This is a genomic window from Paraburkholderia sp. IW21, from assembly GCF_041321145.1.
GTDB lineage: Bacteria > Pseudomonadota > Gammaproteobacteria > Burkholderiales > Burkholderiaceae > Paraburkholderia.
Genome location: NZ_JBGGWA010000003.1, coordinates 447,174 through 461,950 on the forward strand (window position 1 = coordinate 447,174; position 14,777 = coordinate 461,950).

The 14,777-nt window shown below is 61.1% G+C and carries 9 protein-coding genes; 4 read left to right on the forward strand and 5 right to left on the reverse strand.

What is annotated here, in order from left to right; all coding sequences use genetic code 11:
• Positions 1-54: 54 nt before the first annotated feature.
• A complete protein-coding gene (gene pbpG / locus ACAX43_RS09280) occupies positions 55-1,239 on the reverse strand; it encodes a D-alanyl-D-alanine endopeptidase (protein WP_370708086.1) in 1,185 nt (394 codons plus the stop codon).
• 778 nt (positions 1,240-2,017) lie between these two features.
• On the opposite strand from pbpG, the gene ACAX43_RS09285 reads away from it, so the two are divergent.
• Complete coding sequence (locus tag ACAX43_RS09285) at positions 2,018-2,590, forward strand: phasin family protein (protein ID WP_063496642.1); 573 nt, start codon at positions 2,018-2,020, stop codon at positions 2,588-2,590.
• A gap of 91 nt (positions 2,591-2,681) precedes the next feature.
• Here the strand turns inward: ACAX43_RS09285 and ACAX43_RS09290 are convergent, their stop codons facing one another.
• From ACAX43_RS09290 to aceE, 4 genes are all read right to left on the reverse strand, one after another.
• Positions 2,682-2,891: a hypothetical protein gene (locus ACAX43_RS09290; RefSeq protein WP_370708087.1), complete on the reverse strand. Its 210-nt coding sequence runs from the start codon at positions 2,889-2,891 to the stop codon at positions 2,682-2,684.
• Positions 2,892-2,925: 34 nt separating this feature from the next.
• Positions 2,926-4,731 carry a dihydrolipoyl dehydrogenase gene (lpdA, locus tag ACAX43_RS09295; RefSeq protein WP_370708088.1) on the reverse strand — a complete coding sequence of 602 codons (1,806 nt, stop codon included), beginning with the start codon at positions 4,729-4,731 and terminating at the stop codon, positions 2,926-2,928.
• 308 nt (positions 4,732-5,039) lie between these two features.
• Positions 5,040-6,671, reverse strand: coding sequence for a dihydrolipoyllysine-residue acetyltransferase (aceF, locus tag ACAX43_RS09300; RefSeq protein ID WP_370708089.1), 1,632 nt, complete (start codon positions 6,669-6,671; stop codon positions 5,040-5,042).
• A gap of 86 nt (positions 6,672-6,757) precedes the next feature.
• Positions 6,758-9,454 carry a pyruvate dehydrogenase (acetyl-transferring), homodimeric type gene (aceE, locus tag ACAX43_RS09305; protein ID WP_370708090.1) on the reverse strand — a complete coding sequence of 899 codons (2,697 nt, stop codon included), beginning with the start codon at positions 9,452-9,454 and terminating at the stop codon, positions 6,758-6,760.
• A gap of 275 nt (positions 9,455-9,729) precedes the next feature.
• Here aceE and fixL point away from each other — a divergent pair, with 275 nt between their 5' ends.
• From fixL to ACAX43_RS09320, 3 genes are all read left to right on the forward strand, one after another.
• Complete coding sequence (gene fixL, locus ACAX43_RS09310) at positions 9,730-12,246, forward strand: oxygen sensor histidine kinase FixL (RefSeq protein WP_370708091.1); 2,517 nt, start codon at positions 9,730-9,732, stop codon at positions 12,244-12,246.
• On the forward strand, positions 12,243-12,887 hold the full coding sequence (gene fixJ, locus ACAX43_RS09315) for an oxygen response regulator transcription factor FixJ (protein WP_090685570.1): 645 nt from the start codon (positions 12,243-12,245) through the stop codon (positions 12,885-12,887). The genes fixL and fixJ overlap by 4 nt, the downstream gene beginning before the upstream one ends.
• A 524-nt stretch (positions 12,888-13,411) precedes the next feature.
• Positions 13,412-14,773 carry a DUF3300 domain-containing protein gene (locus tag ACAX43_RS09320; RefSeq protein ID WP_370708092.1) on the forward strand — a complete coding sequence of 454 codons (1,362 nt, stop codon included), beginning with the start codon at positions 13,412-13,414 and terminating at the stop codon, positions 14,771-14,773.
• Positions 14,774-14,777: the final 4 nt, after the last annotated feature.

Below are 14,777 nucleotides of genomic sequence, written 5' to 3' on the forward strand. Positions count from 1 at the left end.
TTGTTTTTCCAGCCGGTTCGTTCGTCCACCGGCCGCTAGAGCAACCCGAGCGCTTCAGGTGCCCGCGCCGCCGGCATCCGCGCTGGTGATACGCGGCTGATCGCCACCGTTATCGAGCCAGGTGCGCAGACGCGTCGCGTCGGCAAAGCGCGAGTACTTACCGGACGAGTCGAGCAGCACCATGATCATCGGACGACCGTGGATGGTCGCCTGCATGACGAGGCACTCGCCCGCTTCGTTGATGAAGCCGGTCTTTTGCAGACCGATGTCCCACGTCGGGTTACGCACCAGCGCGTTGGTGCTGTTGTACGCCAACGAACGCTTGCCGGTGTACACCTCGTAGCTGCGATCGGTCGAGAACTTGCGGATCAACGGATATTGATACGCCGCGTTGACCATCTTCACGAGGTCGCGCGCGCTCGACACGTTCTGGCTCGTCAAACCCGTCGGGTTTTCGAAGTGCGTATCGGTCATGCCGAGCTGCTTGGCCTTCGCGTTCATCGCCGCGAGAAATGCCGGCCGGCCACCCGGGAAATAACGCGACAGGGCCGCGGCCGCACGGTTCTCCGAGGCCATCAGCGCGATATGCAGCATGTCTTCCCGCGAGAGCACCGAGCCCACCGACAAACGCGAACCGGTGTTTTTCTCGTAATCGCGGTCTTCGTCGGTGACCTCGATCTGGTCGGTCATCGGCTCTTTCGAATCGAGTACCACCATCGCGGTCATCAGTTTGGTGATCGACGCGATCGGCACCACGGCGCGCGAGTTCTTGTCGAACAGCGATTCGCCGGTGTTCTGATCGATCACGTAGGCAACGCTCGAACGCAGCATCAGCGCATCCGGCGTTTCGTGCAGACCGAAAGCCTGCCCGACGGTGGGCGAACGCGGTTCGTACGCGACACGGCGCACCACGGAGTGGTGGCGACCGTTCAACGAATACGTCACGCGCTTGCGCTTGGCGCTCGCGCGCGGCGCGCCGTCATCAGCGGCGGCAACGGTCTTCGCGGCTGCGCCTTTGCCGGCCTTTTTGCTCGACACTTTGTCGGCGGGGGCCGCGGCGGGCTTCCTGGCTGCTTTCGCGTGTTTGGAGGTTTTTGCAGTTGCAGCGGGCGTGGCGGCAAAAGTGCTGACAGGCGTGGCGAACGCCGCTGCGATGACCATGGAGGCGGCCACCGACAGAGCGGTGCTGCGGGCCGCGCCGTGGATCACTTTTAGCGACGAAAACATGTCGGTTTTCATGGGTGTTCGGTAGGGAGCGGCGAGAGGTTTCCGCAAGTGTAGTAAAACAACGAAAAATTAGCAATTTGAAGCACTTATACGCGCTCCTTAAACCGGCTTGTAAGCTCCGATCGCAAAAACACGAATAAGTGCCGCGCTTCGATCGAAAAAAACGATCGCCAGCGCGCTTCACCTCGCCGATGCCGCCATGCGCCGGAATCGCAGTGATCCTTTCAGCATAACGGCAATTTCGAGACGACCTTGATCAGGGGAAATACGGTCGCGTGCAAGCGTGTCAAGCATTGCCCGCGCAAAGGAGCGTCGCCGAGGGTCTCGCAGCAACCTGTTAAACGCCTGCTGGAAACCGCCAACGCGCATTCGACCGGTATGCAAGATTAACGTTCCGTGACACTTTATGGTTTACAACAAATCCGCAGCCGCGTGAGTTTTTTCCTACACGTTAGGTCGATGTATCTGACCCCCCCCCTTTAAGACGGCAATCCGAATGCGTCACACGGTCAGTAAAAAGCGTGATTTCCTTGCGCACCAGCGTGGTGCGCCAGCTCAAGTGGCCTGCGTCACCTGTATGTCATGCTTACTGCATAACATGCTGTTTTATCAGCAATTTATCGATATTGTGCAACGCACAAAAAGCGCTTGACATTCCTCGCGACCATCCTAAAATGGGAACCATTGCTGCGATGCACAAAACATCGCGGTCCGGGGAGACGAGCTAAAGCGTCTCGCCACCAACCCAATGCGGTCCGCACAGACAGACCGCTATCCAGGAGCGTAAACCATGACTCTGCTGACCCCTGAGCAATTCGCTGCAGCCCAGAAAGCCAACTTTGAAACGTTGTTCGGCCTGACGACCAAAGCATTTGAAGGCGTCGAAAAGCTGGTGGAGCTGAACCTGCAAGTGGTGAAATCCACGCTCGCCGAAAGCCAGGAAAATGCCCAACGTGCCCTGTCGGTGAAGGACGCGCAGGAATTGCTGGCGCTGCAGGCGAGCCTCGCGCAGCCGGTGGCTGAGAAGGCGCTGTCGTACGGCCGTCACGTATATGAAATCGTTTCGGCAACGCAAGGTGAATTCACCCGCGTCGCTGAAGCCCAATTCGAAGAGCAAAACCGCAAGGTCCAGGCGCTCGTCGAAAATGTCGCGAAGAATGCACCGGCCGGTTCGGAAACCGCTGTCGCCGTGATGAAGTCGGCGATCACCGCCGCCAACACCACGTACGAAACGGTCCACAAGGCGACCAAGCAAGCTGTCGAGATCGCCGAAAGCAACTTCAATGCAGCCGCAACGGCCGCATCGAAGGCAGCTTCGCAAGCTGCTGCGCAAGCATCGCGCTCGGCCAAGAAGACTGTTTAAGGTTCAAGCATCACATTACGCCGGTCCGGCTCACATGCAGGGCCGGCGTTGCTGCAAGCAACAACGTCGCGCCGTTGCCGCTCACACGGGTCTACATGGCCGAACGCTCCGATACGTTGAATAGCGTATCGTTTGCCCGGCGAAAGGCCGGGATTTTTTTCTCCGCTGCCTGACGCGCCCGGCTGCCTGACGCCGCTCGGCGGATATTGTTTAACCGTTCGAAAACGACAAACGCTTTACCTGCTTGCTGAAAAAAATGGCGCGCCCTTTGCGGGGCGCGCCATTTTTTTCTCTGCTTCATCGTGCCCGCCTGCATGCAGACGGGCCGAGCGGCATTACTTCTTTTTCTGCGGCGGCAGGTCCGTGCAGACGCCTTCGTACAACTCGGCGGCCATCCCGATCGATTCGCCGAGCGTCGGATGCGGGTGAATCGTCTTACCGATATCCGTTGCGTCCGCACCCATTTCGATCGCGAGACAGACTTCACTGATCAGGTCACCCGCATTCAGGCCGACGATCCCGCCGCCGATCACCCGATGCGTTTCTTCGTCGAACAGCAGCTTGGTGAAGCCTTCGTCGCGGCCATTGGCGATCGCGCGGCCCGAAGCAGCCCACGGGAACACCGCCTTGCCGTACTTGATGCCCTCGGCCTTGAGCTGGTCTTCCGTCTTGCCCGCCCAAGCCACTTCCGGATCGGTGTAGGCCACCGACGGAATCTGCAGTGCGTCGAAGTACGCCTTTTCGCCGTGCGCGACTTCGGCGGCAACATGAGCTTCATGCACGGCTTTGTGGGCGAGCATCGGCTGACCGACGATATCGCCGATCGCAAAGATATGCGGCACGTTGGTGCGCATCTGCTTGTCGACGTCGATGAAGCCGCGATCCGTTACCGCGACGCCGGCCTTGTCCGCGCCGATCTTCTTGCCATTCGGCGTACGGCCGACGGCGACCAGCACGAGGTCATAGCGTTGCGCTTCAGCGGGCGCCTTTTCGCCTTCGAACGACACGTAGATACCGTCGTCTTTCGCTTCAGCGCCCGTGGTTTTGGTCTTCAGCATGACGTTGGCAAAACGCTTGCTGTTGTACTTTTCCCAGACCTTGACCAGATCGCGATCCGCGCCGGCCATCAAGCCGTCGAGCATTTCGACCACATCGATCTGCGCGCCGAGCGTGGCGTACACCGTGGCCATTTCCAGCCCGATGATGCCGCCGCCGATCACCAGCATGCGTTGCGGAATCTGCCGCAGTTCGAGCGCGCCGGTCGAATCGACCACACGCGGATCTTCGGGAATGAACGGCAGCTTCACCGCTTCCGAGCCAGCGGCGATGATCGCCTGCTTGAACTTGACGACCTTCTTGCCGCCCTCGGTCTGAACTTCCATGTGATGCGGATCGACGAACGAGCCGTTACCCGTCACGACTTCGACCTTGCGCATCTTGGCCATGCCGGCGAGACCGCCGGTGAGCTTCTTGACGACGCCCGACTTGAAGTCGCGCAGCTTGTCGAGATCGATTTGCGGCTTGGCGAACGTAATGCCGTGCGCGCCGAGCGCTTCCGCTTCGTCGATCACGAGCGCCGTGTGCAACAGTGCCTTCGACGGAATACAGCCAACATTCAGACACACGCCGCCGAGCGTTGCATAACGTTCGACGAGCACCGTCTTCATGCCGAGGTCGGCCGAACGAAACGCAGCCGAGTAACCACCGGGGCCCGAACCGAGCACGAGCATGTCGCACTCGATATCCGCGTTGCCGGAAAAGCTGCCGGCTTGCGGAGCGGGAGCGGCAGCTTTAGGCGCGGCTGCGGCTTGCGCAGCTTGCGGTTTTGCATCCGCTTGAGCCGGCGCTTTCTCAGGTTCTTTGGCCGCGGCCTTCGGTGCATCTTTAGCCGGTGCGGCGTCAGCCGACGACTCGACGATGGCGATGACCGTGCCTTGCGAAACTTTGTCGCCGGTTTTTACGCGTACTTCCTTGACTGTACCGGCGGTATCGCTCGGCACTTCGATGGAGGCCTTATCGGACTCGAGCGTCATCAGCGCCTGTTCGTGCTTGATGACATCGCCCGGTTTGATATTGACTTCGATGACATCGACGTCCTTGAAGTCACCGATATCCGGCACTTTTACTTCGACGAGACTCATAGTGTCCCCTTCTCTTATTGATCGTGATGATGAGGCAGCGCGAACAGAACAAGCAGCCTAAAAACAGCGCAGAAACTGGCAGCGTGTTGGACAGAAACAGTCTTTGCCGTCCGCCCAAGGACGCGCCTTTCTTTTGCTTACTTTTCTTTGGAAAACGCCCCGCAGGAAGTACCCTTGGGGTGCAAAGAAAAGTAAGTGCCGCCCCGCACAGAGGCGACACTGGTAGACCGACATGAAATCAAGTTCATCGAGAGACGTGGATCACCAACAAAAACCCACGCTCCCGGCGCTACAGCGACGTCACCAGATCAAAGAATCACACGCCGAAAATCGGCAAGAATCGCACCCAGATAAGCATTGAACCGCGCGGCCGCCGCGCCATCAATCACCCGATGGTCATACGACAACGACAGCGGCAAAATCAGACGCGGAACAAACTGCTTACCGTCCCAAACCGGCTTCATCGCACCACGCGACAACCCAAGAATGGCGACTTCAGGCGCATTGATAATCGGCGTGAAGTTCGTACCGCCAATGCCACCCAGGGAAGAAATCGAGAAGCAGCCACCTTGCATCTGATCCGGCTTCAGCTTGCCATCACGCGCGGCCTTGGAAAGCTCGGTCATTTCCTTCGCGATATCGATCAAACCCTTCTTGTCGACCTCACGAATCACCGGAACGACCAGACCATTCGGCGTATCGGCAGCAAACCCGATATGGAAGTACTGCTTGAACACCAGGTTATCGCCGTCAAGGCTGGCATTGAACGTCGGGAATTGCTTCAGGGCGGACACGACCGCCTTGATCACGAACGCCAGCATCGTGATCTTCACGCCGGCCTTTTCGTTTTCCTTGTTCAACTGCACGCGCAGCGCTTCGAGGTCGGTGATGTCCGCTTCGTCGTTGTTTGTGACGTGCGGAATCATGACCCAGTTGCGATGCAGGTTCGCGCCCGAAATCTTCTTGATGCGCGACAGCGGCTTCGGATCGACCGGACCGAACTTGGTGAAGTCGACCTTCGGCCACGGCAGCAGGTTCAGCTCGCCACCACCCGCACCCGCCGATGCCGCAGCGCCTGCCGGTGCAGCACGCTGCCCCGTCATCACACCCTTGATGAAGCCGGTCACATCCGCTTGCGTGATGCGGCCCTTCGGACCCGTGCCCTGCACTTGCGTCACGTCGACACCGAGTTCGCGCGCGAACTTGCGCACGGACGGCGACGCATGGCTGGCACGCCGTGCACCACCCTCGCCGGCCGGAATCAGCGGCGCTTGTGCGAGCGCTGAGGGCGAAGCGGGCGCGGGCGACGGAACAGCCGGCGCATCCGATGGCTTCTCGGCCGGTTCCTGCTTATGCGCAGGTGCGGCAGCCGGAGCAGCAGCGGCGCCATCGGCTTCCAGCACAATGATCACCGAGCCTTCCGACACGTTATCGCCGACCTTGACCTTCACTTCCTTGACGACGCCGGCGGCCGAGCTCGGCACGTCCATGGTCGCCTTGTCGGACTCGAGCGTTACCAGCGACTGCTCTTTCTCGACGCGGTCGCCGACCTTCACCGAGACTTCGATCACGGGAATGTCTTTGTAATCGCCAATATCCGGCACTTTGACTTCTTGCAGGCCACCGCCGCTTGCAGCGGCAGCGGGAGCCGGCGCAGGGGCCGCTGCAGCAGCGGGCGCCGGGGCCGGCGCGGCAGCGTCCGCGCCTTCCAGCACGACGATCAACGAGCCTTCCGACACGTTGTCGCCCACCTTGACCTTCACTTCCTTGACGACACCGGCTACCGAACTCGGCACATCCATGGTCGCCTTATCGGATTCCAGCGTAACGAGCGATTGCTCTTTCTCGACGGTATCACCCGCCTTTACCAGCACCTCGATTACAGGAATGTCCTTGTAATCGCCGATGTCCGGCACCTTGACTTCGATCGCTTGACTCATTGTTAGTGTCTCCTGGGCCGCGCACGCAACCCGCTCCTGTCGATCAGGGGCGGGCGCGCACGCCGTGGCACACGGGGAATGATGCCTTAGACGGTCATCGGGTTGGGTTTGGCGGGATCAAGGTTGTACTTCTTGAGCGCCTCGGCGACGACCTTGCGTTCGATCGTGCCTTCATCTGCCAGTGCATTCAACGCGGCAACCGTGACCCAGTAGCGGTCGACTTCGAAGAAGTGGCGCAGCTTTTCGCGCGTGTCCGAACGGCCGTAGCCATCCGTGCCCAGCACGACAAACTTCTGCGGCACGAACGCGCGAATCTGTTCCGTCAGCGCGCGCACGTAGTCGGTCGAGGCGATGACCGGACCTTGTGCGTCCTTCAGGAGCTTCTCGACGTGCGAGACTTGCTTCTCTTCGGTCGGGTGCAACAGGTTCCAACGCTGCACTTCGTGGCCTTCGCGAGCCAGTTCGGTGAAGCTCGGCACGCTCCACAAATCGGCAGCGACGCCCCAGTCGTTCTTCAGCAGATCGGCAGCGGCGATCACTTCGTTGAAGATCGTGCCTGCGCCCATCAGTTGAACGCGCGGCGCCTTTTTGTCCGCTTCAGCTTTGCGGAAGGCATACATACCCTTGATGATGTCGGCGGCTACTGCATCGCCCTGCGGAATCGCCGGGTGCTCGTAGTTTTCGTTCATCACCGTGACGTAGTAGTACACGTCTTCCTGCTCGGCAACCATGCGGCGCAGACCGTCTTGCATGATGACCGCAAGCTCGTAACCGAAGGTCGGGTCGTAGCTGATGCAGTTCGGCACCGAAGCCGCCCACAGCAGCGAGTGGCCGTCTTCGTGTTGCAAACCTTCGCCGTTCAGCGTGGTGCGGCCAGCGGTGCCCCCCAGCATGAAGCCGCGCGAACGCATATCGCCCGCCGCCCATGCCAGATCGCCGATACGCTGGAAGCCGAACATCGAGTAGAAGATGTAGAACGGGATCATGATCTCGCCGTGCGTCGAGTACGACGTCGCGGCGGCGATCCAGTCACACATCCCCCCGGCTTCGTTGATCCCTTCCTGCAGGATCTGGCCGGTTTCCGATTCGCGATAGAACATCAGCTGGTCGGAATCTTCCGGCACGTACTTCTGGCCTTCCTGATTCCAGATACCGATCTGACGGAACAGGCCTTCCATACCGAAGGTACGCGACTCGTCCGGCACGATCGGCACGATGCGCTTACCGAGCGCCTTGTCTTTCAGCAGAATGTTCAGGATCCGCACGAACGCCATCGTCGTGGAGATCTCGCGGCCTTCGCCCGTGCCCTTGAGCAGCGGCTCGAATGCCGACAGTTCCGGCACCGGCAGCGACTCGGCCTTCTGACGACGCGCCGGCAGATAGCCGCCGAGCTCCTGACGGCGAGCGCGCATGTACTCGAGTTCCTTCGACCCTTCTTCGAACTTGAGGTACGGCACGTGGACGAGGTCTTCGTCACTGATCGGCAGACGGAACTGGTCGCGGAATTTCTTCAGCTGATCCACCTGCATCTTCTTCTGCTGGTGGGTGATGTTCATCGCCTGGCCGGCTTCGCCCATGCCATAGCCCTTGATCGTCTTCGCGAGGATCACGGTCGGCTGGCCCTGCGAATTCGATGCTTCCTGGAACGCCGCGTAGATCTTGTGCGGATCGTGGCCGCCGCGATTCAGATTCCAGATGTCCTCGTCGGACCATTCGGCGACCAGCGCCTTCAGTTCCGGCGTGTTGAAGAAGTGTTCGCGAACAAACGCGCCCGACTCCGACTTGTACGTCTGGTATTCGCCGTCGACCACTTCCATCATCCGGCGCATCAGTGCGCCCGACTTGTCGCGTTGGAACAGCGCATCCCAGCGGCTGCCCCAGATGACCTTGATGACGTTCCAGCCTGCGCCGCGGAATTCGCTTTCGAGTTCCTGGATGATCTTGCCGTTGCCGCGCACCGGGCCGTCGAGGCGCTGCAGGTTGCAGTTGATCACGAACACGAGGTTGTCGAGGCGTTCGCGACCGGCCATGCCGATTGCGCCGAGCGATTCCGGTTCATCCGTTTCGCCGTCGCCCAGGAATGCCCAGACCTTGCGGCCTTCGGTCTTCGCGATGCCGCGCGCCTGCATGTACTTCATGAAGCGGGCCTGATAGATCGCCATGATCGGGCCGAGGCCCATCGAGACGGTCGGGAACTGCCAGAAGTCCGGCATCAGCCACGGGTGCGGATACGACGAGATGCCCTCGCCGCCCACTTCCTGACGGAAGTTGTCGAGCTGGCTTTCTTGCAGACGGCCGAGCAGGAACGCGCGCGAGTACACACCCGGCGACGAATGGCCCTGCACGAACACGAGATCGCCACCATGTTCGGCCGACGGTGCGTGCCAGAAATGGTTATAGCCGACGTCGTACAGCGTGGCGGCCGACGCGAACGATGCGATGTGGCCGCCGACGTTCGTGTCCTTGCCCGCCCGCAGCACCATGGCGATGGCGTTCCAGCGCGTGTACGAGCGAATGCGGTGTTCGAGGTCCTGGTCGCCGGGAATCGGCGCCTGACGCGACACAGGAATTGTATTGATGTACGGGGTATTGGCAGAGAACGGCAGATGTTCGCCGTGAACACGGGCGAATTCGATTTGCTTCTCGATCAGATAGTGAGCGCGATCGGGGCCCACAGCAGAAATCACGCCATCCAGCGCTTCCAGCCATTCGCCGGTTTCCTGGGGATCGTCGTCTTTTTCGGCGGCGACATATTTCATGACTTCGTCGGGTACAGCGGACATGCTCGTCTCCTGGATATAGAGGAACGCTCTTTGAACAGACGACGCGGACGAAGCACGGCCGCGGCAGCTTTGGCCGATTGTAATAAGGGTCCCGACGTCCATGCAACAAAATTTTCGAATTACGAGATTCATTCTCATAATGCGGAAAATTGTTGCGGCGCAACCTGGGTTGACTGCCGATCGACGGATACGACGGCTAGTTTGCGCCGATTAACTGTACCTTCAGCGCTTTTTTGCGCCATTTGCCAGCGACACGCTGCGCTACAATGCCACGCATGTTGACCGAACGGCTTTTCGCACGCTCGGCGCGCACCACCGGTTCGCCGGCGGATTCGACGCCGTCATCCCGCTGGCACCACGGACCGTGGTGGTCGAACTCCTATTTGCTCACGCCGCTGTTGTCGATCCTGGTTTTCCTGGTCGTCATGAGCCTGATTCTGTGGAGCCTGAACCGGCGCGAACAGCAGCAGCAGGAAGACACGCTCTACCGTAACGTCGCGTGGGCGCAGCAGCAGATCCGCCTGTCCATGACCGGCGCGCAGGAGCAGATTCAGGCGCTGGCCCGCGATCTCGTCGCCGGACACGCCGATCCGCATTCATTCCAGGTGTCCACCACGGACATCATGCAGGGGCATCCCGAGATCCTCTACATGAACTGGTACACGAGCCAGCAGCAGCCGCGCTGGCCCAATACCGCACTCCCCGTATTCGGCCAGCGCCTTGCCAAGCCGAACGACGCGCAGATGGACGAAGCCGTCAAAGCCGCCTTCAACGAGGCGCGCAATACGCGCCGCCAGGTGTACTCGCCGCTGATCTACGACGACCTCGGCAACGGCTACATCACGCTGCAAACGCCGGTCTATCGCGACCGCGACTTCCTCGGCACGATCGCCGCCGTGTTCTCGGTGGAAGGCATCCTGAAGCACGACATTCCTCCCGAGTTGTCGGCGAAATACAAAATCTCGATCATCGACGTGAACAACCGCGAGTTGACTACCACGTCGACGCGCCCGCGCCTGCCGCGCGACATGTTCTACGACCTGCCGCTCGACCCGCCGGGCCAGGGCGTCTCGGTACGCGTGTACGCGTTCCCGCAGATGACCAACTTCACCAACAACACGCTCGTCTGGCTGGTGGCCGGTCTGTCGTGCTTCGTGCTGTGGAGTTTGTGGAGCCTGTGGAAGCACACGCGGCAGCGCTTCGAGGCGCAGCAGGCGCTGTACGCCGAAGCCTTCTTCCGGCGCGCGATGGAGAACTCGGTGCTGATCGGTATGCGCGTGCTCGACATGCACGGCCGCATCACTCACGTCAATCCGGCGTTTTGCCGTATGACCGGCTGGGACGAGAGCGATCTGGTCGGCAAGAACGCGCCGTTCGCTTACTGGCCGCGCGATGCTTACCCGGAGATGCAACGTCAGCTCGACATGACGCTGCGCGGCAAGGCGCCCTCCTCGGGCTTCGAATTGCGAGTGCGCCGCAAGGACGGTTCGCTGTTCCATGCGCGCCTGTATGTGTCGCCGCTGATCGACAGCTCGGGCCGCCAGACCGGCTGGATGTCGTCGATGACCGACATCACCGAGCCGAAACGCGCACGCGAAGAACTCGCCGCCGCGCACGAGCGCTTCACGACGGTCCTCGAGAGCCTCGACGCGGCCGTGTCCGTGCTGGCCGCCGACGAAGCCGAACTGCTGTTTGCCAACCGCTACTACCGCCACCTGTTCGGCATCCGCCCGGACGGTCATCTGGAATTGGCCGGCGGCGGGTTCGATAGCGCACAGGCATCGTCCGATTCGATCGATATGGTGGATGCCTATGCGGGCCTGCCCGCCGCCGCGTTGACCGAAAGCACCGCCGACGCGCAGGAAGTCTACGTGCAGAGCATCCAGAAGTGGTTCGAAGTGCGCCGCCAGTACATCCAGTGGGTGGACGGCCACCTCGCGCAGATGCAGATCGCGACCGACATCACCACGCGCAAGCAGGCTCAGGAACTCTCGCGCCAGCAGGACGAAAAGCTGCAGTTCACCAGCCGCCTGATGACGATGGGCGAAATGGCCTCTTCGCTCGCGCACGAACTCAATCAGCCGCTCGCCGCGATCAATAACTATTGCTCGGGAACCGTGGCACTGGTTAAATCCGGTCGGACGACGCCTGACAATCTTCTGCCCGTGCTCGAGAAAACCGCCCAGCAGGCAGTGCGGGCCGGCATGATCATCAAGCGCATTCGCGAGTTCGTGAAACGCAGCGAGCCGAAACGCCAGGCCACCCGCGTAGCCGATATCGTCGCCGACGCCGTGGGTCTGGCCGAACTCGAAGCGCGCAAACGCAAGATTCGTATCGTGACCGATCTGCGCTCGCGCCTGCCGGTGATCTACGTCGATCCGGTGCTGATCGAGCAGGTGCTGGTCAACCTGCTGAAGAACGGCGCCGAGGCCATGCACGATGCACGCCCGAACGCGGTCGACCCCGTGATTCGCGTGGTCGTGCGGCTGGAAAGCGGGTTTGTCTGCATCAGCGTCGTCGACCAGGGACCGGGCGTCGACGAAGCGACAGCCGAGCGTCTCTTTGAACCGTTTTACAGCACCAAGTCCGATGGTATGGGCATGGGGCTGAACATTTGCCGTTCGATTATCGAATCGCACCGCGGTCGTCTGTGGGTGGTGAACAACGTCGAGTCTGACGGCCATATCACAGGGGCCACGTTCCATTGCAGTCTGCCTATTGGAGAGCCTGACGGCCCGAGCAACGGCGGGTCAGAGGCGCCGACACCACAAACCGTTACGGGAGAGCTATGAACAGCCCAGTCACCACACAGGAAACTGTCTTTGTCGTCGACGACGACGAGGCCGTGCGAGATTCGCTGCGCTGGCTGCTGGAGGCGAACGGCTACCGCGTGCAATGCTTCTCCAGCGCCGAGCAGTTCATCGACGCATGGCAGCCGCATACGCATCCGGGCCAGATCGCGTGTCTGATTCTCGATGTGCGGATGTCCGGCATGAGCGGGCTCGAGTTGCAGGAACGCCTGATCGCCGACAATGCGTCGCTGCCGATCATCTTCGTGACGGGTCACGGCGACGTGCCGATGGCCGTGTCGACGATGAAAAAAGGCGCGATGGACTTCATCGAAAAGCCGTTCGACGAAGCCGAACTGCGCAAGCTGGTCGAGCGCATGCTCGACAAGGCGCGCAGCGAAAGCACCAGCGTTCAGCAACAACGCGCCGCCGCCGAACGTCTGGGCAAACTGACCGCGCGTGAGCATCAGGTGCTCGAGCGCATTATCGCGGGCCGCCTGAACAAGCAGATCGCCGACGACCTCGGCATCAGCATCAAGACGGTCGAAGCACACCGCGCGAACATCATGGAAAAGCTCAACGTCAACACGGTCGCCGATCTGCTGCGACTGGCGCTGTCGAACAAGCCGCAACAGGCGCAATGAGTGCCGTAAGCGCTGAACGCCACACCTGATCGCTGTTGAGTCGTAACGCGGCCGGACTGTCGAAAGTCCGGCCCGCCCGTGTCCATTCCGCTTCTCCCCTTCCGCTGTCCGCCCCAATGCAATGACGTCGAACCGCACGGTTCGACGCCTCGTTATCTATTCAGCATTGCGCGCGCCAATCAGCATCGACTTACGTCGAACGGCAACAATTTCTTTCCTCTGACCAGATTGACAAGCCAGGCCGCGCCCCTTAATTTACGCAGAACTCCTTAGCAGGAAGCGCTGATGCCCGATGAATGCAGGACAGACGAACTGCAGTTGGCGTACCCGGCATCGCGAGGCGGTGTAAAGCAGGTGAAGTGGCATGGCCGCTTCGCTGTCGTACGTGTCTTATCGATCGGTTCGGCCACACCAGGGCCGTCCATTCCACTCTTTACTTCCTTCTTTTTTTCATCGCGCCGAAGCAACGCAGCATGCGCTGCGCATCGACTTCGCGCGTCTAACGCAGCCGGGAGGATTTCATCGTGAAACGATCCGGAGCACACCGTTCGCGCGTGATGCTTGTTTGCGCCGCACTCGCGGGGGCGCCCCTCTTCATCGGTCTCGCTACGCCAGGCCTCGCCTATGCGCAAAGCGCCGCGAAGATGTCGAACCAGCAACTCGATTCGCTGACCGCCCCTATTGCGCTGTATCCCGACGCACTGCTCGCACAGGTGCTGATGGCCGCCACCTTCCCGCAAGACGTGCAGGCCGCGGCCGCATGGTCGAAGGCGAACGCCAGGCTGCAAGGCGACGACGCCGTCAAAGCCGTTGCTTCGGAACCATGGGACCCGAGCGTGCAATCGCTGGTCGCCTTCCCGCAGGTCCTCGCGACGATGGCGTCGAAGCCCGACTGGGTTTCGCAACTCGGTACCGCCTTTCTCGGCCAGTCGAATGACGTGATGGACTCCGTGCAACGCTTGCGCAAGCAGGCGCAAGCGGCCGGCAATCTGAAGACCAGTTCGCAGCAGAAGGTCGTGGTCGAGCAAAGCACGATCCAGATCGTGCCGGCCAATCCGCAAGTGGTGTATGTGCCGACCTATAACCCGACAGTCGTCTACGGCACGTGGCCCTATCCCGCGTACCCGCCCGTGTATGTCCCGCCGCCGCCCGGCTATGCAATCGCAACGGGTTTCGCCACCGGACTTGCGTTCGGTGCCGGCGTCGCCGTTGCCAACTCGTTGTGGGGTGGCTTCAACTGGAACACACATGACGTCAACATCAACGTGAACCGGTACAACAACATCAACGTGAACAACCGGCTCAACGTGAACAGCAGCACGACGAACTGGAACCGCAACACCAACGTCAATCGCAACGTCAACAACGCGAATATCAACCGCAACGTCAACAACAACCTCGGGGGCGCGCAGCGCGATGCCTATCGCGGTCGTGACGACGCCCGCGCCCAGGCGCAGCAGACCTTGCAAAGCCGCACCGGCCAGAACCTGAGCGGCAGTGCGAGCCAGCGCGTGCAAGGCATTCATCAGGGCGGCACGGCGAACACCGATCTGCAAAACCGCGCGCAGAACGTCAATCGCGATAACGCGCTGCGCGGCGCCGGCGACGGCAACACCGCGCGGCAGGACACGCAGCGCGGCCAGACGAGCCGCAACGCAGCCGCGAACCGCTCCGGCAGCGGTGACCTCGGTGCGAATGGCAGTGCCCAGCAACGGACAGGCGGCGGCCTCGGTGCGAACGGCAGCGGTCAGCAACGCACGGGCGGCGGCTTAGGCGCGAACGGCGGCGGTCAGCAACGCACGGGCGGCGGCTTGGGCGGCAACAGCGGTGGTGGCAGGCTGGGTGGCGGCGGCGGTGGTGAGCGTCACATCGGCCGCAACCGTTGAACGA